The following is a 19,441-nucleotide window of genomic DNA, read 5'->3' on the forward strand; positions in this document are numbered from 1 at the left end:
CCCGTATACAATCGCGGTCTTTATCCGTTCACCCCAGACCTCCGCCCCGCCATGACCACCCTCGGAACGCCCCTCTCCCCCTCCGCCACCAAAGTGATGCTGCTCGGCTCCGGCGAGCTCGGCAAGGAAGTGCTGATCGCGCTGCAACGGCTGGGCGTGGAAACCATCGCCGTGGACCGCTACGAGAACGCGCCGGGCCAGCAGGTGGCGCACCACGCCCGCACCATCACCATGAGCGATGGCGAGCAACTGAAGGCGCTGATCGAGGCCGAGCGCCCGGACCTGGTGGTGCCCGAGATCGAGGCCATCGCCACCCCGATGCTGGAGGCGCTGGAAGCCGCCGGCGTGGTCCGCGTGATTCCGACCGCCCGCGCCGCACGGCTGACCATGGACCGCGAGGGCATCCGCCGCCTGGCCGCCGAAACGCTGGCCCTGCCGACCAGCCCGTACAAGTTCTGCGACTCGCTCGAGGAACTCCAGGCCGCCATCGACGGCGGCATCGGCTACCCGTGCGTGGTCAAGCCGGTGATGAGCAGCTCCGGCAAGGGCCAGAGCAAGATCGACGGCCCCGAGGGCGTCAAGGCTGCCTGGGACTACGCCATGGCCGGCGGCCGCGTGAGCCACGGCCGCGTGATCGTGGAAGGTTTCATCGACTTCGACTACGAAATCACCCTGTTGACCGTGCGCGCCGTGGGCGCCGATGGCCAGGTGGAAACGCAATTCTGCGAGCCGATCGGCCATGTGCAGGTCAGCGGCGACTACGTGGAAAGCTGGCAGCCCCACCCGATGCACCCGAAGGCCCTCGCCACGGCGCAGCACATCGCCCGCGCGGTGACGGCCGACCTCGGCGGCCAGGGGCTGTTCGGCGTGGAACTGTTCGTCAAGGGCGAGCAGGTCTGGTTCAGCGAGGTCAGCCCGCGTCCGCACGACACCGGCATGGTGACGATGATCACCCAGTGGCAGAACGAGTTCGAACTCCACGCCCGCGCCATCCTCGGCCTGCCGGTCAGCACGGCGCTCAAGAGCCCCGGTGCCAGCGCCGTGATCTACGGTGGCGTGGAAGCCCAGGGCATCGTCTTCGACGGTGTGGACGACGCCCTGCGCGTGCCGCAGACCGAGCTGCGCCTGTTCGGCAAGCCGGAAAGCTTCGAAAAGCGCCGCATGGGTGTGGCGCTGGCCTACGCCGAAAATGTGGACGTGGCCCGCGAGCGTGCCAAGGACGCGGCCAGCCGCGTCAAGCCACGCAAGGGCTGACCGGCCGAGCCGGTTTGACGCCGGTCAAGGCGTGATGGCGACCTTCAGCACGCCGTCACGCTGATTCGAGAACAGGTCGTACGCCTCGACGATGCGAGACAGCGGGAACCGGTGGGTCACCATCGGTCCGAGATCGAGGCGATTGGTCTCGATCACCTGCATCAGCCGCCGCATCCGCTCCTTGCCGCCCGGGCACAGCGACGTCACGATGCGATGGTCGCCCAGCCCGGCGGCGAAGGCATCGAGCGGAATACGCAGGTCGCTCGAATAGACGCCCAGGCTCGACAAGGTGCCACCCGGCTTCAGCACGCGCAGCGCCGCCTCGAAGGTGGCCTGCGTGCCGAGCGCCTCGATGGAGGCGTCCACGCCCCGCCCCCCGGTCAGGCGCAGGATCTCCGCCACGACGTCCACCTTGCGGAAGTTCACCACGGCATCCGCGCCCATCTTCTGCGCGATGGCCAGACGCTCGTCGAGCCCATCCACCACGATAATCATCCCCGCGCCGCACAGCCGCGCGCCAGCCGTGGCGCAGAGCCCGATCGGCCCCTGGGCGAAGACCGCCACCGCATCGCCGATCTTGATGTTGGCCTGCTCCGCCCCGGCAAAGCCCGTGGACATGATGTCCGGGCACATCAGCACCTGCTCATCGGTCAGGCCATCCGGAATCGGCGAGAGGTTCGCCTGGGCATCGGGCACCAGCACGAATTCGGCCTGCGTGCCGTCGATGGTGTTGCCGAAGCGCCAGCCGCCCATCGGCTTGTAGCCATGGCCGTGCGCCTGGCCGTCCTGCGAAGGCCGCCCGTCCTGGCACGCATAGGAATGGAAGCTCGGACAGATCGCCCCGGCAATCACGCGCTGGCCCACCCGGTAGCCCGTCACCACGCTGCCAAGCTTCTCGATCACGCCGACCGGCTCATGGCCGATGGTCAGGCCCGGCTTGACCGGATATTCACCCTTGAGGATGTGGACATCGGTGCCGCAGATCGTGGTCGTCGTGATGCGGATCAACGCATCGGTCGGCCCCACTTCCGGAATCGGCTTTTCCCGGAGTTCGATCTGTCCGGGTCCCTTGAAGACCAACGCTTGCATGCTTGCCATGACGCACTCCCGACGGTTGTCGCAGATAAACAGGCTAGGCGATGGGACAAGGACATGCCAATCCGGAGCCGGGTCATCTGCGCGCGGGTTGATCGCGTGCAAGCTTGCTGCAAAGTCTGAAGCTTCAGATCAAGGAAACGCCGTTACGCCCGCGCGTCCGCCGCCGCCACGGCAAGTGCCGCATGCTGCGCGCCGAGCACCGGATTGGCCCGCAGCCCGCTCAGGTCCGCACCGGACGGCGCCTGGTACAGCCGCAGCCCCAACTCCGGCAGGATCGCCAGCAGGTGGTCGAAGATATCGCCCTGAATGCGCTCGTAGTCCGTCCAGCCGGTCAGCGTGGTGAAGCAGTAGACCTCGATGGGAATGCCCTGCGAATCGGGCTCCATCATGCGCAGGTTCAGCAGCAGGTCGTGGTGGATTTCGGGATGGGCACGCAGGTAGGCCATGCCGTAGGCGCGGAATGTGCCCACGTTGGTCAGGCGGCGCCGGTTCACCGGGTCGTCGTCCGGGCCGCTCAGGGTGAGGTTGGTCTGCGCCACCTGCGCCTGCTTGATCTCCAGGTAGTCGTGCAGCAGCCGGAAGCGCATCAGCGCGTGCAGTTCCTCGTCCTCCAGAAAGCGCACGCTGGTGGCGTCGATGCGCAGCGTCCGCTTGATCCGCCGCGCGCCGGACTCGAACATGTGCCGGTAGTTGCGGTAGCTCTCCGAGAACAGCTTGTAGGTGGGCACCGTGGTCACGGTGTTGTCCCAGTTCTTGACCTTGACCGTGTGCAGCGCGATGTCCATGACGAAGCCGTCGGCATTGGACTGTGGCATCTCGATCCAGTCGCCGATGCGCAGCATGTCGTTGGTGGTCAGCTGCGTGCTGGCCACCAGCGACAGCAGCGTGTCCTTGAAGACCAGCAGCAGCACCGCCGAGAGCGCGCCCAGGCCGGAGAGCATCCAGAGCGGCGAGCGGTCGATCAGGATCGACAGCACCAGCACGCCGCAGATCAGCCACAGCGCCAGCTGGGCGATCTGCACATAGCCCTTGATCGAGCGCGTCTGCGCGCGCTGGCTGCCCGCGAACACGGTCTGCCAGGCCGAGAACACCCCGGACAGCATCAGGAACACGCTGACCCACGTGCCGGCATGGGCCAGCCGCTCGATCAGTCGCGAGAAACGGCCGAGGTTGGGCACCTCGCCGATGCCAAGCGCGATCACCGCCAGGAAGATGGCGTAGCCGAGCCGGCGGTAGATGCGGTGGCGCAGCAGCGCCGCGGCCCAGTTGCGGTGGCCGGACAGGCTCAGCACGCGGTAGACCAGGCGGCCCGCCACGCGCGCGATCAGCCACTGGGCCAGCGCGGCGATCACGCCGAGCGCCAGCACATAGAGCGCGATCTGGGCCGAGGGATGGGCGGGAAGGCGTTGCTGGAACAGGTCCAGCAGGGCATCGAAATTCATGCGGCAGGCAGGTCGGTCATCAAACAAGCGCCAAGTGTACTAGCCCCGCGTGTGTCTCCCCTCTCCCGCTTGCGGGAGAGGGGAAAACCTGCTCACCCGTGCGGCGCGTACATCGCCATCAGCTGCTCGTCGGTGTAGCCCCACTGGCGCGCGTCCTCGAACGCCACCACGGTGTCCTCGCTCTGGGACAGGTCGATGACCTGCGGCGGCACCGCCTGGGACGCCGCCACGTTGTAGAACGTCATCACGCGGGGCCGCAGCGGCTCGTCCTCGTTCTGGCCGCACACCACGCCCAGCCGGCTGGAGCGCAGCCGCAACACCGTGCCGAGCGGGTAGATGCCCACCGTCCGCGTAAACGCCTTGAAGACCCGGCGGTCGAACAGCGTGTCCACGCGCACGGCGATGTACTCCACCGCGCGCGCCGGCGCCCAGGCCTGGTGATTGGGCCGGGGCGAGGTCAGCGAGTCATAGGTATCGCAGATCGCCGCGATCTTGGCGTGCACGCTGATCTCGTGCTCGACCAGCCCGAACGGGTAGCCGCGCCCGTCCACGCGCTCGTGGTGGTGCACGCAGACGTCGAGCGGGATATTGGTATACAGGCGCGCCTCGTTGAGGATGCGGTAGCCCGCCGACGGATGGCGGCGCATCTGCTCTTCCTCGGCCGGCGTCAGGTCGGTGGCCTTGTGCAGCAGCGAATCGGGCAGCGTCAGCTTGCCGATGTCGTGCACCAGCCCGGCCAGCCCGAGTTCGCGCACCTCGCCATCGGGCAGCTTGAGCGTGCGGCCCACGGCAATCATCAGCGCACACACGGAGAACGAGTGCAGGTAGGTGTAGTCGTCCTTGGCCTTGAGCCGCGCCATGGCCAGCAGCGCCTGCGAATGGCGCGACAGCGACAGCGACGCCGAATCCACCAGCAGCAGTGCCCCGGCGGTCTCCAGCGCGCGGCCCATGCGCACATCGCTGAACATGTTGCCGACCAGAGAGCGACCACTCTTGATCAGCTCGCGCGCGCGTTCCAGTTCTTCCTCGAAACTGGCCTCGGGCTCGTCGTCGGCGAGATCGGCCTCCATCATCTCCGGCGCGGCCGGCGTGGGGAGGTTGCGGCCCTTGAGGATGTCGATCCACACATCCTGCACGTTGGCCGACTGGATCTGCGTGACCTGGTCGTCGCTGGTGACGAGGAAACGCGAGCGCCAGAACGGGTGGTTGATCCAGGGTCCGCCCAGCCTGGCCACGAACATGCCCACCTGGAGCTGTTCCGCGCGAATTCTTCTCAGCATGCACTTGCCCCTTGAAATGGGTGCGGATGTCTCCGCGAACCCGTCAATCCGGGGCTCTGTCAGGCCCCTTGTCCGGTGTCGCGGTCGTTGCCGCGGCACGCAGTTGTTGTTTGCGACCCAGTTGTGTAAGACCCTTTTGGCCCGCGTTAACGGCAAACGCCGGCCGATCTTTAGTGGTTTCTTCGGATTCTTCCGAATTCGACCATCCCGCGCGACGCACCACCCAGGCCAGCAGCCAGACCCCAACCCCGGCCGACCCCGCCACCAGCCCGACGCCGGCCATGCGCTGGTCGTCGATCAGATAGCTCGCGCACAGGCGCGCGGGTGCGTCGACGAAGAGCATACCGAAGGTCAGGCCCATCCAGACCATGTTGCCGCCGAAGAACAACACCAGCGGCCACGCCGCCACGCGGAGCGCGATGCCGGTTGACAAGCCGGCCACGAACACCGTAGCGAATTTGGCGGCATTGACCATCGGCGACAGGCGCGCGAGGTCCAGTGCAATCGGCAGCATCCACAGCCCGTAGCCGAGCGCCGCCACCACCAGCAGACTCAGGGCGTGCGGCCGCAGCGCCGCCATCGTCCGGGCCTGCCAGCGCACCGGGGCCACCCGCGCGGACAGCCAGCCAGCGGCGAACACGGCCGGCAGCAGGCCCAGCATCTGCAGGGCCATCGAGGCTTCCAGGGGCTCCCGCAGCGGCGGGACGGCCAGGACGATCAGGACGGCGATCAACGCCAGGAATCGGACGACTCTCATCGCCCCACTCCGCCCGCCGCCGCATGGCGCAGGGCCAGCGCATAGGCCGCCTGGAAGTCTTCCAACTCGAAACTGCCCAGCACCACCCCGAGCGCATCCACCACCTGCAGGCCGCCGTTGTGGACGAAGCCACCGAAGCCGTCCGGAATGGCGATGATGTCGGCCTCGCGCAGCAGCGCTTGCATGGCGACGGGCGCGTCCGGCGCAGCCACCCGCCATTGCGGCGGCCGTGCACCATGCTCGCGGGCGTAGCTGGCGAGGTCGGCGCCGGTATCGCGCGGGTCGAAAGACAGCGAGATCAGGCCGATCCGGCCCGCCATGCCGTCCGCCTCCACCTGGCGCGATAGCTGGGCGAAGGCGGCCCCGAGCGCGCGGCACACGGTCTGGCAGCGGGTGTAGATGACATCGACGAGATAGACGGCGGGGGCGCCTGCGGCTGGTCCTGCGGCTGGTAGTTCGCCGAAAAACCTCTGCGGCTGGCCAAGCTGGTCATGCACCGCGATGGGCGGCAGGCGCATCTCGTGCGCGGCGATGCGCGCCTCGCGGCGCTGGTCGAGCGTCCAGGCGGTCAGGCCATGCGTGATGGCCCAGAGAGCGATGCCGCCCAGTACCAGCACCAGACCGAAAACCGCGCGCACAGCCAGAGACCCGCGCGGGCGCGCGGGCCGAACACCGTGTGCGAGGCTAGCCACCCGGGCTGCCGAGCGCCGCGTCACCATCGAACGGCGCCGCCATGGCGGCCGTCTGGGTGCGTGCGGCGGCGACGGCTTCCGCCGTTACCGGGCCAGCGGTATTGCCCCACTGGCTGCGCACATGGGTCAGCACGGCGGCAATTTCGGCATCGGACAACTGGTCCGCGAAGGCCGGCATCGCCCCGTTGTAGGCCGTGCCCTTGACGGTCAGCTTGCCGGTCACGCCGCGCAGCACGATGGACGCCAGCCGCGCCTCCTGCCCCACCACCCACTCCGAGCCCGCCAGCGGCGGGAACACGCCCGGCAAACCCTGCCCGGTGGCCTGATGGCAGGCCACGCAACGGGCCTGGAACACCGCCGCGCCATCCACGGCGCCGCCGCCGGCGCCCTTCGGCTTGCCTTTCAGGTCCGCCAGGGTGCGGCTGTCGCCCAGCGACGAGGGCTGGTCGCTTTCGGACGTCACGATATAGAACGCCCCCCACGCCACCAGCGCGGCCACCATGGCCAGCACGTAGCGGGGAATCGGCGCGCGGTTCTCGTGCGGATCGGCATTCTCGCGGGCACGCGCCGCGGCGGCCTGACGTTCTTCCGATGGATCTGCCATCTGTTTCCTCTGCGGATGCGCTTATCGGGTGCTTATCGCGGGTGCTTATCGCGGGTTCGACTCGCTACCTTCGGGCGGCAACACCGCCCCGGTGCGGTTCAGCGACTGGAGATAGGCCACCAGGTCAGACGCGGCGGCGGTCGGCACCACCACCTTGCCCGGCGGTGCGTAGCCCGGGGGCAGCGTCACCGGCTTGTCGCCCGGCTCCGGCGCGTCCTTCACATCGAACAAGTACGGGTAGCTGGGCATGATGCTGCCGCTCACGTAGGCGCGCGGCTGGTACAGGTGCCCGAGGTGCCAGTCGGCGCCGGGCTGGCGCACGCCAATGTTCATCAGGTCCGGCCCGGTGCGCATGGTGCCCAGCAGGTGCGGCTTGTCGTAGTAGTAGTCGCCGGCCACGGCCACGCGACCCCAGCCGCGCTTGGCGTCCGGCGCGTAGGAACTGTCGCGCGGCTGCTGGGAATGGCAGTAGATGCAGCCGTTGGCGATATAGACCTCCCGCCCACGCAGCTGCGCGGCGGTATAGGGCTTGGTGCCTTCGGTGGGCTTGACGTCCTGGAGTTGCAGATACGGCAGGACGACCAGCGCGCTGGTGGCCAGCGCCAGCATGGTCATGCCCCCCGCCAGCAGGGCGCTTTCATTGTTCACGGTTCAGACTCCCTCGGCAGGTTTTTGGCCCGACTGGCCCGTTTTGCGCAGGCGGCCCTGGTGGAACAGCGCCGGGCGGTCACGATTCGGCCCGAAGCCAAAGACCGCGCAGACGAAGTTCGTCACGAAGAACAGATGGCCCGTCAGCATCATTGCCCCGCCCAGCGAGCGGGCGCGCAGGTACGGCAGGGTCACGGCGACCGAGTCCATGAACGGGCGCGCCGCGTCCAGCATGGCCAGCCCCTGCAGCCAGCCGCCAATGCTCAGGAAGACGAAATAGATGCCGATGCCGCCCGCCGCGAGCCAGAAGTGCATGTAGATCATCCAGCGGTACGGCCATTCGCGGCCGGTCACGCGCGGCACGATGAAGTACAGCGCGCCGAAGAAGGCGAAGCTGACGAACGCGTACAGCCCCAGGTGGGCGTGGGCCACGGTGTAGTGCGTGAAGTGGGCCACGCGGCTCACCGTGCGCAGCGCCTCGAACGAGCCCTGGATGGAACTCAGCGTGTACATCATCCCGCCGAAGGTGATGAAACGCAGCGTCGGCGAGTCGATCAGCCGGCGGAAGTTGCCGCGCAGCGTCTGGTGCTGGTTGATGGAGAACGCGACCACCGGAATCAGCATCATCATGCTCTGCACGATGGACAGCGTAATCAGCCACCCCGGCACCGGCCCGCCCACGAGGTGGTGGCCGCCCACCTGCCCGTAGAAGAACGCCAGCGCCCAGAAACCCAGCAGCGAGAGCCCGTACGACCGGACCGGCTGGCCGATGATCTTGGGCAGGAAATAGTAGATGGAAGCCAGCGCCAGCGGCGTGTAGAACAGCCCCAGCACGTTGTGGCCGAACCACCAGTTCATGGTGGCCTGCTCTACGCCGAAGTGCACGCCCGGCACGTTCGCCACCAGGAACAGCACCGGGAACCAGAACAGCGCGCAGCCCATGTACCAGACCGACACGTAGAGGTGATCCACCTTCCGGTTGACCAGCGTCAGCACCAGCGGCAACCCCACGAAGGCGCCGCCGATCACGAACAGGATGTCCACCTGCCAGGGAATCTCGAGCCACTCCAGCCCATCGGAAATCCCCGCGCCGATGCTGCCGATGCCGGCAATCAGCCCGGCATTCCACACCGCCGCCCCCAGCACCGCCCAACGGGCGCCGACCAGCGCCGTCTTGAGCAGCCGGGGCAGCAGGAACAGGGCGATGGCCAGCCCGGCCATCGGCGCCCAGCCGTAGGCCACGGCGTTCAGGTGGATGGTGCGGATGCGGCCAAAGGACAGCCAGGGCACGCTGGCGAGCAGGTCCGGTTCGTGCAGCTTGATCGAGGCGGTGAGCCCGGCCATCGACGCCACCACCAGCCACACCATGGCGCAGCAGATGAACAGGAACACGACTGCCGCGGAAGATGCATCGGCGGCATCGCGGGAGGGATCGTCCAGCCCGGGCGTCAGGTGCGCCGAGGCAGGATCCTCGGGGTGCCCGGTCTCGCCGTCGGCAAAGATCACCCGCGCGGCGGCTGGCGAAGTATCGAACAGGCCCTTCTGCATGCTCCAGATAAAGGCCGCCAGCGCGATCACGGAAAGCAGGAACGCGGAGAGCAGAATGGCGATGGTATTCATGGCATTGCCGGCAGGCATGAGATGAGTCCTGCGCAGATTACGCACGGGGCGGATAGGCGCCCATAGCCACTTCCTGCGTTTTTTGGGTGACCACCGCCGCCTCAGGTTGCAGGCGCGATACGCGCAGGGGGCGCGCAGCGGGTACTGAATCGAGGCACCGATGGGAGCCCGCCCCCTGGAGAGCGCCGCGCCGGTCCCCGCCCCCGCAGCGTGGTTTTTTGTCGAATTACCTTAAATTGCATCAAAGATGCAACTTAACTAGAATGGCGGCAGCGCCTGCCTGCGCGCGGTTTTCCGACCGATGACTCGCCCCCGCCCCCATCATGAACGTCCACTTGAGCATTGAAGGCCGCCACGGCCTGGCCAGTCAGATTTATCGCCAGTTGCGCGCCGGTATTCTCGACGGCCGGCTGGCCGCTGGAGAGCGGCTCCCGTCGACGCGCGAACTTGCCACGCAACTCGGTGTTTCCCGAAAGACAACACTCGATGTCTTCGAACGGCTCACCGCCGAGGGCTATCTGCGCTCGCGCACCGGCGAGGGCACCTTCGTGGCGGCGGCCATGACGCGGCGCGGCAACCTGCCCACGCACGCCACGGCCTTGCAGCCGGCCGACGCGCTCTGGGAATCGATGCCGGACGCGCTGCCGATCCGCCAGGAGGGCGTCTCCCCGCAGTACGACTTCATGGGCGGCGTGACCGAAAAGCGGCTGTTTCCGTTCGACCAGTGGCGCCGCTGCGTGAGCCATGCGATACGCGTGCAGGCGCGCGTGCCGGCAGGCTACCGGGATCCGGCCGGCGAGCCGGAGCTGCGGCTGGCGGTGTCGCGCTACCTGGCCTTCAGCCGCGCCGTGGTCAGCAACTGGCACGACGTGATCATGACCCAGGGCGCCCAGCAGGCGCTGACCCTGCTGGCGCGGGTGGTGCTGCGGCCCGGCGACGTGGTGGCCATGGAAGACCCCGGCTATCCGCCCGCCCGCATGAGCTTTACGGCGGCGGGCGCCCGGGTGGTGCCGGTACCGGTGGATGCGGATGGCATCGTGGTCAGCGCCCTGCCCGCGGACGCCCGCATCATCTATGTCACCCCCTCGCACCAGTTCCCGCTCGGCATGCCGATGAGCCTGGAGCGCCGGCTGGCGCTGCTCGACTGGGCGCAGCGGCGCGGCGCGCTGGTGGTGGAGGACGACTACGACGGCGAATTCCGCTTCGAGGGCCGGCCGATGGACTCGCTCAAGAGCCTCGACCATGACGACGTGGTCGCCTATGTCGGCACATTCTCGAAGACTATTTTTCCGGAACTGCGCATCGGCTACGTGATTCCGCCCGCCCCGCTGGCGCAGGCGCTGTGCCGGGCCAAGCAGACCAGCGACTGGCATAGCTGCACCCTCACCCAGACCGCGCTGGCCAAGTTCATGCTCGACGGCTATTTCGCCAAGCACCTGCGGCGCATGCACAAGGAGTACGCGGCGCGGCGCGCGGCGCTGCTGCGCTGGCTCGATCTCGACCTGTCGCCCTGGCTGGCCCCGCTGCCGGCGTCGGCCGGCATCCACCTCGTGGCCGAAATCCGTCCGGTCGGCCTGAAACAGGCTGACGAAGCCGCCTTTATCGCCCGGGCCGGGGCGGCGTCGATCGGGCTCTACGGCGTCAGCGGCATGTTCGCGGGGCGGCCACCGCGCCCCGGCGTGCTGATGGGCTACGGCGGCCTCAGCATCGAGGAGATCGATGCGGCCATGCAGCGGCTGCTGGACACACTCCACGGCCGGGCGGTGTTGCCGGGGGCTGTGCATCTGTTGCCCAGCCAGCATACGCGGCCGGGCCGGGCCGCTATACCTTGAAAAATTCGGCAATCTGCCGTTAATTGTTGTCGGCCTCCGCTATTGCGTCTTTCCTGCTTGATGCATACCCATTACGACAACCTCAAGGTATCCCGCGACGCGCCCCAGGAAGTAATCCGGGCCGCGTACAAGTCGCTTAGCCAGAAATATCATCCCGATCGCCATGCGGACGGCGAGGAATCCAATCGCATCATGCGGCTGCTGAACGTGGCCTATGACGTCCTGAGCGACCCCGGGCGGCGCGCGGAGCATGACCAGTGGATCGTGGAGCAGGAGCGGATGGAGGCGATCCGCGCCCGCCGCCGCGAGGTGCCGCCGCGCCCTGCACCGGGCACGGCGCGGCCCCAGACGGCGCGTCCGCAGGCCCAGCCCCGGCAGCCACGCGCTGCCAGCGGCGCTGCCGGGGCGGCGGGAGGGGCCAAGGCCGGCGGTGCGTCCGCCCAGGGTGCCTCCGCGCGCGGCGCCAACAACAAGTCCTCGCAGAAAGCCGAAGAAGCCCGCCCCTCGCGCGGCGAGAAGACCCGTTTCCGCCCCAAACCCGAACCCCGGCCCGATGGCCCGCCGCCGCGCGGCCAGCCGCTGCCGGCCCATCTGGCCTTCCTGCTCTATATCGCGGTGGGGGCCAGCATCGTGGTCCTGCTTGGCGACTGGACGCCCAGCGCCAGTTCGGCCGCCGACACCCCGGTCGCGCTGGTCAAGCCGGCCCGGGCCGAGGAAGCCTTCCCGCCGCAACCGCTCCGCTACAGCCGGCCGGCCAACACGCCGCGCGGCATGCCGTGGCCGAGCCGCTCGGGCTACCTGACCGGCTATCCGGTGCTGAACAGCAACGGGTTGTCCACGGTGACCGTGGACAACACCCGCAATGTGTCCGATGTGTTCCTGAAACTGGTATCGATCGAGGGTGACGCGGCGATTCCGGTGCGCACAAGCTTCGTACGCAGCGGGTCGATGTTCACGATGGAGAATATTGCGCCCGGCCGTTACGACGTGCGCTACCGGAGCCTCGACTCCGGGGAGATCTTCCGTTCCGAGCGCTTCGACCTCAAGGAGATCCAGGAGGCCAACGGCACGAGCTTCGCCAACAACACGCTCACGCTCTACAGCGTGATGGGCAAGTCGAAGAGCGTGACCATCACGGAATCGGAATTTCCCTGAACCGGCTGGCGCCGGCCCAGTAACAGCTCAGTCGCCGTTCAGTACGGCTTGGGCTGCGGCTGCTTGTTCGGCGCGCCCTGGGTGCCCGAGGGGTTATAGGGCACCGGCTTCGGCGCGGGGGCCGGTACCGCGCCATAGAGTTTCTGCCAGCGGGACTTCAGCCCGTCGGCAATCTCCTTCTGGTTGTACTGCTCGGCAAAGTCGATCGCGGTCATGCGCTGCTGGTTCTTCAGGCGCAGGTCCGCGCCCTCGTCCAGCAGCACCTTCACGGTGTCGATATGCCCGCCGCGCGCGGCCATCATCAGCGGCGTGGTGCCGTTGGGGCTTTCCGCATCGATATAGGCGGCGTGATCGACGAGGTACTTCACCACCTCGTTGTGGCCGTTGGAGGCCGCGTAGTGCAGCGGCGCCCAGCCCTTCTTGTTGATCTCGGCCTCTTCGCCGTCGACCATCAGCTTCACCATGTCCAGCTCGCCCTGCAGGCTGGCCATCATCAGCGCGTTCTCGCCGGCCGGGTTGGTCTTGTCGAAGTCGATGTTCTTCGCCTTGATCAGCACCGTGGCGGCCTTGATCGATTTCTCGCGCAGCGCCAACACCAGCATCGGGTTGCCCCGGGCGTCGGTCAGGTTCGGGTCCACGCCGCGCGCCAGCAGTTTCTGCACCGTGTTGGCATCGTCGAATTCCACGGCCTTGCGCATGTCGTCCGCCGGCGCGGCCCAGCCTGCCGTGGCGGCGCCCAGCATCAGGGCGGCCGCCGCGCCACGCATCGTCTTCATGTCAAACATGAGCATTCCTGTCTATGTGCTTGAAGAGACGGAAGAAATTATCCGTCGTCTGTTCGGCGATGGTTTCCACCGGCACCCCGCGCAGCTGGGCAATGAACTCGCCCACATGGCGCACCCAGGCCGGCTCATTGGTCTTGCCGCGATACGGCACCGGCGCCAGATAGGGCGAATCGGTCTCGATCAGCATGCGGTCCAGCGGCACCTTCTTGGCGGTTTCCTGGAGGTCCGCCGCGCTCTTGAAGGTGACGATGCCCGAGAACGAGATATGGAAGCCCTCGTCGAGCGCCTGTTTCGCCACATCCCAGGTTTCGGTAAAGCAGTGCATCACGCCGCCGGCCTCGCGCGCATTTTCCTCGCGCATCACGCGCAGCGTGTCGTCCGCCGACGACCGGGTATGGATGATCAGCGGCTTGCCGGTCTGTTTGGCGGCGCGGATATGGGTGCGGAAGCGCTCGCGCTGCCATTCCATGTCGTCGACGCTGCGGCCATTGAGCCGGTAGTAATCGAGCCCGGTCTCGCCGGTGCCCACCACGCGCGGGTGAGCGGACAGCGCCAGCAGGCGTTCGAGCGTCGGGTCCTCGCCCTCCTCGTAGTCCGGGTGCACACCCACCGACGCATACAGGTGCGGATGCTGCTCGGCCAGCGCCAGCACGCGCGGGAAGTCCTCCAGCGTCACCGAGATGCACAGCGCGTGGGTGACCTGATTGGCCTTCATGTTCTCGAGCAGCTGCGGCAGCCGCTCGGACAGTTCCGGGAAATCGATATGGCAGTGGGAATCAACGAACATCGTCAGTCTCTGGATGCGGGTCAGTCGAGCCGGCGGCCGACGATCACGAGATCGCGCTCAATGCCATCGAGCACCGCAACGCGCGGCAGGTCGCCCCAGCGGGCGAAACCGTGCCGCTCGAACAGGGCCAGGCTCGGCGTGTTGTGGCCGAAGATGAAACCGAGCAGCGTGGTCACGCCCACCTGCGGGGCATGGGCGATGGCCTGCTCGAGCAGGTAGCGCCCCAGCCCTTGCCCACGGCGGTCCGCGTGTAGGTAGATCGACAGCTCGGCGGTCGCGCCATAGGCCGGACGGCCATAGAAATCCGAGTAGCTGAGCCAGCCGGCCATACGGCCCTCGGCATCCTCGCACACCCACAGCGGGCGGCGCTCCGGCTGATGGGCGTCGAACCACGCCTGGCGGGACGCCACGCTCACCGGCTCCGTATCCGCCGTGACCATGCGCGATGGCACCGTACTGTTATAGATCTCGACGATGCCGGGCAGGTCGGCTGGCGTGGCCAGGCGCAGGGTGAAATCGGAAATACGCATGAATAACAAATACTTGCGAAGCTAACTTCGCGTGGATGATCAGATTGCTACAAGGTCTGGGTCGGCCGTCCGGAATCGATGGCCTTGCCCAGGATTTCCTCGACGGCACGGCGCAGGTTGCGGCCATTGTCGTCCTCGGGCAGATGCACGCCCACGCCGGGGGTCTTCATCGGCGTACCGGCCGGCGTGATCCACGCCACCGTGCCCTGCACCTGGTATTTCTGCGGGCGGTCCAGCAGGGACAGCACCAGGAACACCTGTTCGCCAATCCGGAACGGCCGGTTGGACGGCACGAAGATACCGCCGCGCGTCAGGAACGGCATGTAGGCCGCGTACAGCCCCGCCTGGTCCTTGATCGACAGCGACAGCACGTTCGGCCGCTGCGCGGCGCCTGCCGTGGCAGGTTGGCCCGGCACGGTGGCGGGTGCTCCGGGTGCTCCGGGTGCGGCCGGACGCACGGGCGCGCCGGTGACTGGTGCATTCATTGTTTGACCCCTGTTTGGCGTTGCGCCCTGTCCGCTTGGTGCGGCGCTATTTGGCGCGTTTGACAAATCGACAGCTTGACTGCGTTAGCTTTTACCACGGGCGGCGCCCGATTCCTATCGCCCGGCGGCACTTCCCTGGAACAAATGCCGGTAATCGAGGAAAACGGACTCCATGACGAGGCGCGCCGCCAACGGATGGTTCTCGTTGCGCCGATGGCCGACCAGCCGGGCGCTGAACGCCTGGAGGCGGTGGGCATCGGTGGCGCCGGCACAACGCGCCAGCGCCGCCTGCTCCTTCGGGAAATAGCGGACCGCGCCGGTGCCGACGCAGAGCGCCAGCAGGTCATAGGTCCAGCGCTGGAGCGTGCCGAGCACGGCCGGCACCGGCAGCTTCTGAAGCTGCTCGGCGGCGGCCAGCGCGTCGAACGCGGCGCCCGCGCCCAGTTGCGAGACCAGCCAGCGCTGCATCGGCTGCTCCTCGGCTTCGGCGGCATGGAGCGCCGTCAGCGGCGATCCGCCAGCCAGCGCCAGTTGCGCCTCGGCATCGGCCACGCCCTGGCTGCGCAGCCAGTCCAGCGCGGCGGCGGCCGTGGGGCGCTCCACGGAAAACTGGCGGCAGCGGGACAGGATGGTCGGCAGCACGCGGTCCAGCCGGTCGGTCACCAGCAGGAAAACCGTGGACGGCGGCGGCTCTTCAAGCGTCTTCAGCAGCGCGTTCGCGCCTTCGGTCTGCAGGGCATCGAGCGGATAGACCACCACCACGCGCAGCCCGGCGCGGTGCGTGCCCACGCCCACGGCCTCGATCAGCGCGCGCACCTGCTCCATGCGGATGATCTTGCTTGGCGCCTTCTTCTTGGCGCCGCCCTCGGCCTCGCCATCCGCCTCGCCGCTCGCATCGAGCGCCTCGGGGCGGACCACCGTGAAATCGGGATGGTTGCCCTGGCTGAACCAGTGGCAGGCCCCGCAGGTATTGCACGGCTGGCCATCGGCAAGAGCCGACTCGCACAGCAGGCCCTGGGCGAAATGCAGCGCCAGGTCCCGCTTGCCAATGCCTTGCTGGCCATGCAGCAGCATCGCGTGCGGCAGCCGGGGGCGCAGCGCAGCCAGTCGTTGCCAGTCTTCTCGTTGCCAGGGATAAAGCATGCCGATTCAGTCAGTTAGCAGGGATCGCTCATGTATTGTCGGAGGGTGGCCAGCGGACATCATCGCCGCCATATAGGCCATCCGGATCAAAGGCTTGCGATGATTTCCTCGAGCGTTACGCGAATCTCGTCGACCGAGCGCGTGGCGTCAATGACCCGGAAGCGCGCCGGGGCTGCCGCCGCACGGCGCAGGTACTCGTCACGCGTGCGCTGGAAGAAGGCGCGCGATTCGGCCTCGAACTTGTCCGGCGAACGCGCGCCGGCCAGCCGCGCACTGGCGGTCTCCAGCGGGACGTCGAACAACAGGGTCAGGTCGGGTTGCAGGCCGCCCTGCACCCAGGTTTCGAGCACTTCCAGCCGCCCGGTGGGCAGGCCCCGCCCGCCGCCCTGATAGGCGAACGTGGCGTCGGTGAATCGGTCCGAGATCACCCAGTCGCCTCGAGACAGGGCTGGCTCGATGACTTCGGCGATGTGCTCGCGGCGCGCCGCGAACATCAGCAGCGCCTCGGTTTCCAGGTGCATCGGCCGGTGCAGCAGCAGCTGGCGCAGGTCCTCGCCCAGCGGCGTGCCGCCCGGCTCGCGCGTGGTCACCACGCTGCCCGTATCGGCACGTGCGCGCAGGCGTTCGGCCACCCAGTCGATATGGGTGCTCTTGCCGGCGCCGTCGATGCCTTCGAAGGTAATGAATTTTCCGCGCATGAAAGGCTTATTTGCCGCGCTGGTATTTATCTACCGCGCGATTGTGTTCGGGAAGCGAATTGGAGAAATGGCTGCTGCCGTCGCCGCGCGCCACGAAGTACAGCGCATCGGACGGCGCCGGCGTGGTGGCCGCGGCCAGCGAGGCGATGCCCGGCAGCGCGATCGGCGTGGGCGGCAGGCCGGTGCGGGTGTACGTATTGTACGGGGTGTCCGTCTGCAGGTCCTTCTTGCGCAGGTTGCCGTCGAACGACTCGCCCACGCCATAGATCACGGTCGGATCGGTCTGCAGCATCATGTTCTTGCGCAGCCGGTTGATGAACACGGCGGCAATCATCGGCCGCTCCACGGCCTGCCCGGTCTCCTTCTCCACGATGGAGGCCATGACCAGCGCCTCGTACGGCGTCTTGTACGGGAGGTCCGGCGCGCGGGCGTTCCAGGCTTCGTTCAGGCGCTTCTGCATGGCGCGGTAAGCGTGGCGAAACAGCTCGACATCGCTACTGCCGCGCGCGAACAGGTAGGTATCGGGGAAAAACAGCCCCTCGGGTGACGGTTCCGTCGCACCGATGGCCTTCATCAGGTCTGCATCGGACATGCCCGCCGTGTCGTGCTTGAGTGCCGGGTTGGCATCGACCGCCGCCCGCATCTTGCGAAATTCCCAGCCTTCGATCACGGTAACCACATAGTGCGTGACCTCGCCCTTCACCATCTTCTCGATGATGTCGAGCGGCGCGATACCGGTCTCGAACTGGTAGCCGCCGGCCTTGAGGTCGGCGCCGTGGCCGGTGATGCGGGCCAGCAACTGGAACAGGCGCGGGTCCATCGACACGCCGCCGCGCTGGATCTGGCGGCCGACGCTGGCAACGCCCGAACTGGGCTTGATGATGACCTCGACGGGCGAGGCGGACAGGCCGACCGGCTGGTGCGCCCACCAGGCGAAGCCGCCGGCGGCTGCCAGGGCAAAGACCAGCAGGACCCCGATCAGACGCAGAACAATACGTTTCATGGAGGATTGGTGAATTTTGGCGACGCCAGGGTGATGCCAACGCCATGCCCCCAACGGCGGGTCGGGATCGGCAGGGCGGCGGGCCGGAATGGCGACAGCCCCATATAATACCGGGAGCCCCGCGCCGCCACGAGCCCGCATCGTCACGTTGCCGATTTGCCCTGGCGGCAAGCGTCCCTATATAGAGGAGGCGGCGGCACCCCATTCGGCGTGCCGCCGCCTCCCGTCACCTGTTCGCCAACCGGCCTGATTGCATGTCCAACGCAACTCCCACCCTGGCTTCGAGCCTTGAATCGCTGCGCCGCACCGGCGTAATCGCCACGCCTGCTGGCGTCGGGCTGATCCGCGTGGCCGGCGACGATGCCGCCGCGTTCCTGCACACCCAACTGACCAACGCCGTCGAGGATCTGTCCCCGGACACGGCGCGGCTGGCCGGCTACTGCTCGCCCAAGGGTCGCCTGCAAGCCAGCTTCCTCATGTGGCGCGATGCCGACGGCATCGTCCTGCAGATCTCGGCCGACATCCAGCCGGCCATCCAGAAGCGCCTGAGCATGTTCGTGCTGCGTGCCAAGGCCAAGCTGTCCGATCTTTCCGCCACGCATGGCGTGCTCGGCGTGGCCGGCCCGGCTGCCGCCGGCGCGCTCGCCGTGGCGGGCCTGCCCGCGCCGCAGGGTCCGCTCCAGGCAGCGAGTGCCGAAGGCGTCACCGTGATTCGTCTGGCTGATGCCGATGGCGCCCCGCGCTGGCAGATCGTGGCCCCGGCGGAGCGCATCGCCGCCCTGCAGCAGACGCTGTCCGGCAACCTCGACGCCGCCGCGCCGGCCTTCTGGGACTGGCTCGACGTGCTCTCCGGCGTGCCGCGCATCAGCACGCCGACGCAGGAGCAGTTCGTGCCGCAGATGATCAATTTCGAGCTGATTGGCGGCGTGAACTTCCGCAAGGGCTGCTATCCGGGCCAGGAAGTCGTGGCGCGCAGCCAGTATCGCGGCACGCTCAAGCGGCGCATGTGGCGCCTGCATGGCGATGGCGAGGTACCGGCCGCTGCCGCCGAGATCTTCCGCCCGGAAGACCCGGAACAGCCGTGCGGGATGATCGTCAACGCGGCGCCGTCGCCTGAGGGCGGCTGGGATGCGCTGGCGGAACTGAAGATCGAGGCGGCCACGGGCGCGCTGCGGCTCGGCGCTGCTGACGGCCCGGCCGTGGCCACGCGTGCGCTGCCGTACGAAGTGCCGCTGCCGAATGCGGCCGAAGCGGCCGGCTGAATCTCCCCGGAGCGCCGACATGAGCGATCATCTGTACGTCTATTTCAAGGTACCGGACGAGCGGGCCGTCGAGGCCCTGCCCCACTGGCACCGCTGGATGGAAACGGTGGCCGAAGCCACCGGGATTGGTGGTACGCTCATGCGCAGGCCCGAGACCCGCGCCGGCCTGCAAACCTGGATGGAATGCTATGCCGATGTGCCGCCCGCCTTCGACGCCACGCTCACGGGCCTGTGGCACCAGAGCGGGTTGTCGCAATGGGTCAGCGGCGAGCGGATGGCGGAACGGTTCGTGGATCTCGATGTCTTGTAGTTGTCTTGCAGTGTGCTGCATGAAGACATCGACTGATCAAGTTGTAAAGGAAGTGC

At 67.7% G+C, this 19,441-nt stretch carries 20 protein-coding genes; 5 read left to right on the forward strand and 15 right to left on the reverse strand.

Features of this window, described 5'->3' with window-relative positions; translation table 11 throughout:
• The first annotated feature begins 51 nt into the window (after positions 1-51).
• On the forward strand, positions 52-1,254 hold the full coding sequence (purT, locus tag AC1DFU_RS19860) for a formate-dependent phosphoribosylglycinamide formyltransferase (RefSeq protein WP_092293231.1): 1,203 nt from the start codon (positions 52-54) through the stop codon (positions 1,252-1,254).
• Between the two features lie 24 nt (positions 1,255-1,278).
• Here the strand turns inward: purT and AC1DFU_RS19865 are convergent, their stop codons facing one another.
• From AC1DFU_RS19865 to AC1DFU_RS19900, 8 genes are all read right to left on the reverse strand, one after another.
• A complete protein-coding gene (locus AC1DFU_RS19865) occupies positions 1,279-2,352 on the reverse strand; it encodes an NAD(P)-dependent alcohol dehydrogenase (protein WP_092293229.1) in 1,074 nt (357 codons plus the stop codon).
• Between the two features lie 143 nt (positions 2,353-2,495).
• Positions 2,496-3,794, reverse strand: coding sequence for a mechanosensitive ion channel family protein (locus tag AC1DFU_RS19870; protein ID WP_092293227.1), 1,299 nt, complete (start codon positions 3,792-3,794; stop codon positions 2,496-2,498).
• Between the two features lie 92 nt (positions 3,795-3,886).
• On the reverse strand, positions 3,887-5,074 hold the full coding sequence (locus tag AC1DFU_RS19875) for an HD-GYP domain-containing protein (protein ID WP_092293225.1): 1,188 nt from the start codon (positions 5,072-5,074) through the stop codon (positions 3,887-3,889).
• Positions 5,075-5,117: 43 nt separating this feature from the next.
• Positions 5,118-5,831 carry a hypothetical protein gene (locus AC1DFU_RS19880; RefSeq protein WP_441591028.1) on the reverse strand — a complete coding sequence of 238 codons (714 nt, stop codon included), beginning with the start codon at positions 5,829-5,831 and terminating at the stop codon, positions 5,118-5,120.
• Positions 5,828-6,469: an SCO family protein gene (locus AC1DFU_RS19885; RefSeq protein ID WP_255370756.1), complete on the reverse strand. Its 642-nt coding sequence runs from the start codon at positions 6,467-6,469 to the stop codon at positions 5,828-5,830. Before AC1DFU_RS19885 ends, AC1DFU_RS19880 begins: the two co-directional genes overlap by 4 nt.
• 46 nt (positions 6,470-6,515) lie before the next feature.
• Complete coding sequence (locus tag AC1DFU_RS19890) at positions 6,516-7,127, reverse strand: c-type cytochrome (RefSeq protein WP_092293221.1); 612 nt, start codon at positions 7,125-7,127, stop codon at positions 6,516-6,518.
• A 45-nt stretch (positions 7,128-7,172) separates the two neighbouring features.
• Positions 7,173-7,775: a cbb3-type cytochrome c oxidase subunit II gene (locus AC1DFU_RS19895; RefSeq protein WP_092293219.1), complete on the reverse strand. Its 603-nt coding sequence runs from the start codon at positions 7,773-7,775 to the stop codon at positions 7,173-7,175.
• A 3-nt stretch (positions 7,776-7,778) separates the two neighbouring features.
• Entirely contained in the window at positions 7,779-9,395 is a 1,617-nt protein-coding gene (locus tag AC1DFU_RS19900; RefSeq protein ID WP_441591029.1) for a cbb3-type cytochrome c oxidase subunit I, read from the reverse strand.
• 323 nt (positions 9,396-9,718) lie between these two features.
• Between AC1DFU_RS19900 and pdxR the strand changes: the two genes are divergently transcribed.
• Positions 9,719-11,227, forward strand: a complete 1,509-nt coding sequence (gene pdxR / locus AC1DFU_RS19905) for a MocR-like pyridoxine biosynthesis transcription factor PdxR (protein ID WP_092293217.1) — start codon at positions 9,719-9,721, stop codon at positions 11,225-11,227.
• A gap of 60 nt (positions 11,228-11,287) precedes the next feature.
• Positions 11,288-12,382 carry a J domain-containing protein gene (locus AC1DFU_RS19910; RefSeq protein ID WP_092293215.1) on the forward strand — a complete coding sequence of 365 codons (1,095 nt, stop codon included), beginning with the start codon at positions 11,288-11,290 and terminating at the stop codon, positions 12,380-12,382.
• Between the two features lie 38 nt (positions 12,383-12,420).
• Here the strand turns inward: AC1DFU_RS19910 and AC1DFU_RS19915 are convergent, their stop codons facing one another.
• The 7 genes from AC1DFU_RS19915 to mltG form a co-directional block, all read right to left on the reverse strand.
• The gene (locus AC1DFU_RS19915; protein WP_092293213.1) at positions 12,421-13,167 is read right to left on the reverse strand and encodes an ankyrin repeat domain-containing protein; all 747 of its coding nucleotides are present in this window, start codon (positions 13,165-13,167) and stop codon (positions 12,421-12,423) included.
• Entirely contained in the window at positions 13,160-13,954 is a 795-nt protein-coding gene (locus AC1DFU_RS19920; RefSeq protein WP_092293211.1) for a TatD family hydrolase, read from the reverse strand. Before AC1DFU_RS19920 ends, AC1DFU_RS19915 begins: the two co-directional genes overlap by 8 nt.
• A 20-nt stretch (positions 13,955-13,974) precedes the next feature.
• Positions 13,975-14,484 (reverse strand): GNAT family N-acetyltransferase, encoded by a 510-nt coding sequence (locus AC1DFU_RS19925; protein WP_441591030.1) that lies wholly within the window; start codon positions 14,482-14,484, stop codon positions 13,975-13,977.
• 47 nt (positions 14,485-14,531) lie between these two features.
• The gene (locus AC1DFU_RS19930; protein WP_441591031.1) at positions 14,532-14,969 is read right to left on the reverse strand and encodes a PilZ domain-containing protein; all 438 of its coding nucleotides are present in this window, start codon (positions 14,967-14,969) and stop codon (positions 14,532-14,534) included.
• Positions 14,970-15,083: 114 nt separating this feature from the next.
• Positions 15,084-16,112 (reverse strand): DNA polymerase III subunit delta', encoded by a 1,029-nt coding sequence (locus tag AC1DFU_RS19935; RefSeq protein WP_092293205.1) that lies wholly within the window; start codon positions 16,110-16,112, stop codon positions 15,084-15,086.
• 86 nt (positions 16,113-16,198) lie between these two features.
• Positions 16,199-16,810 carry a dTMP kinase gene (gene tmk, locus AC1DFU_RS19940; protein ID WP_441591032.1) on the reverse strand — a complete coding sequence of 204 codons (612 nt, stop codon included), beginning with the start codon at positions 16,808-16,810 and terminating at the stop codon, positions 16,199-16,201.
• Positions 16,811-16,817: 7 nt separating this feature from the next.
• Positions 16,818-17,813 (reverse strand): endolytic transglycosylase MltG, encoded by a 996-nt coding sequence (gene mltG, locus AC1DFU_RS19945; RefSeq protein WP_441591033.1) that lies wholly within the window; start codon positions 17,811-17,813, stop codon positions 16,818-16,820.
• A 254-nt stretch (positions 17,814-18,067) separates the two neighbouring features.
• Between mltG and ygfZ the strand changes: the two genes are divergently transcribed.
• Positions 18,068-19,075 carry a CAF17-like 4Fe-4S cluster assembly/insertion protein YgfZ gene (gene ygfZ, locus AC1DFU_RS19950; RefSeq protein ID WP_092293199.1) on the forward strand — a complete coding sequence of 336 codons (1,008 nt, stop codon included), beginning with the start codon at positions 18,068-18,070 and terminating at the stop codon, positions 19,073-19,075.
• Between the two features lie 19 nt (positions 19,076-19,094).
• Complete coding sequence (locus AC1DFU_RS19955) at positions 19,095-19,385, forward strand: DUF4936 family protein (RefSeq protein WP_441591034.1); 291 nt, start codon at positions 19,095-19,097, stop codon at positions 19,383-19,385.
• The last annotated feature ends 56 nt before the right edge of the window (positions 19,386-19,441 follow it).

The organism is Cupriavidus sp. 10L45 (genome assembly GCF_056395225.1).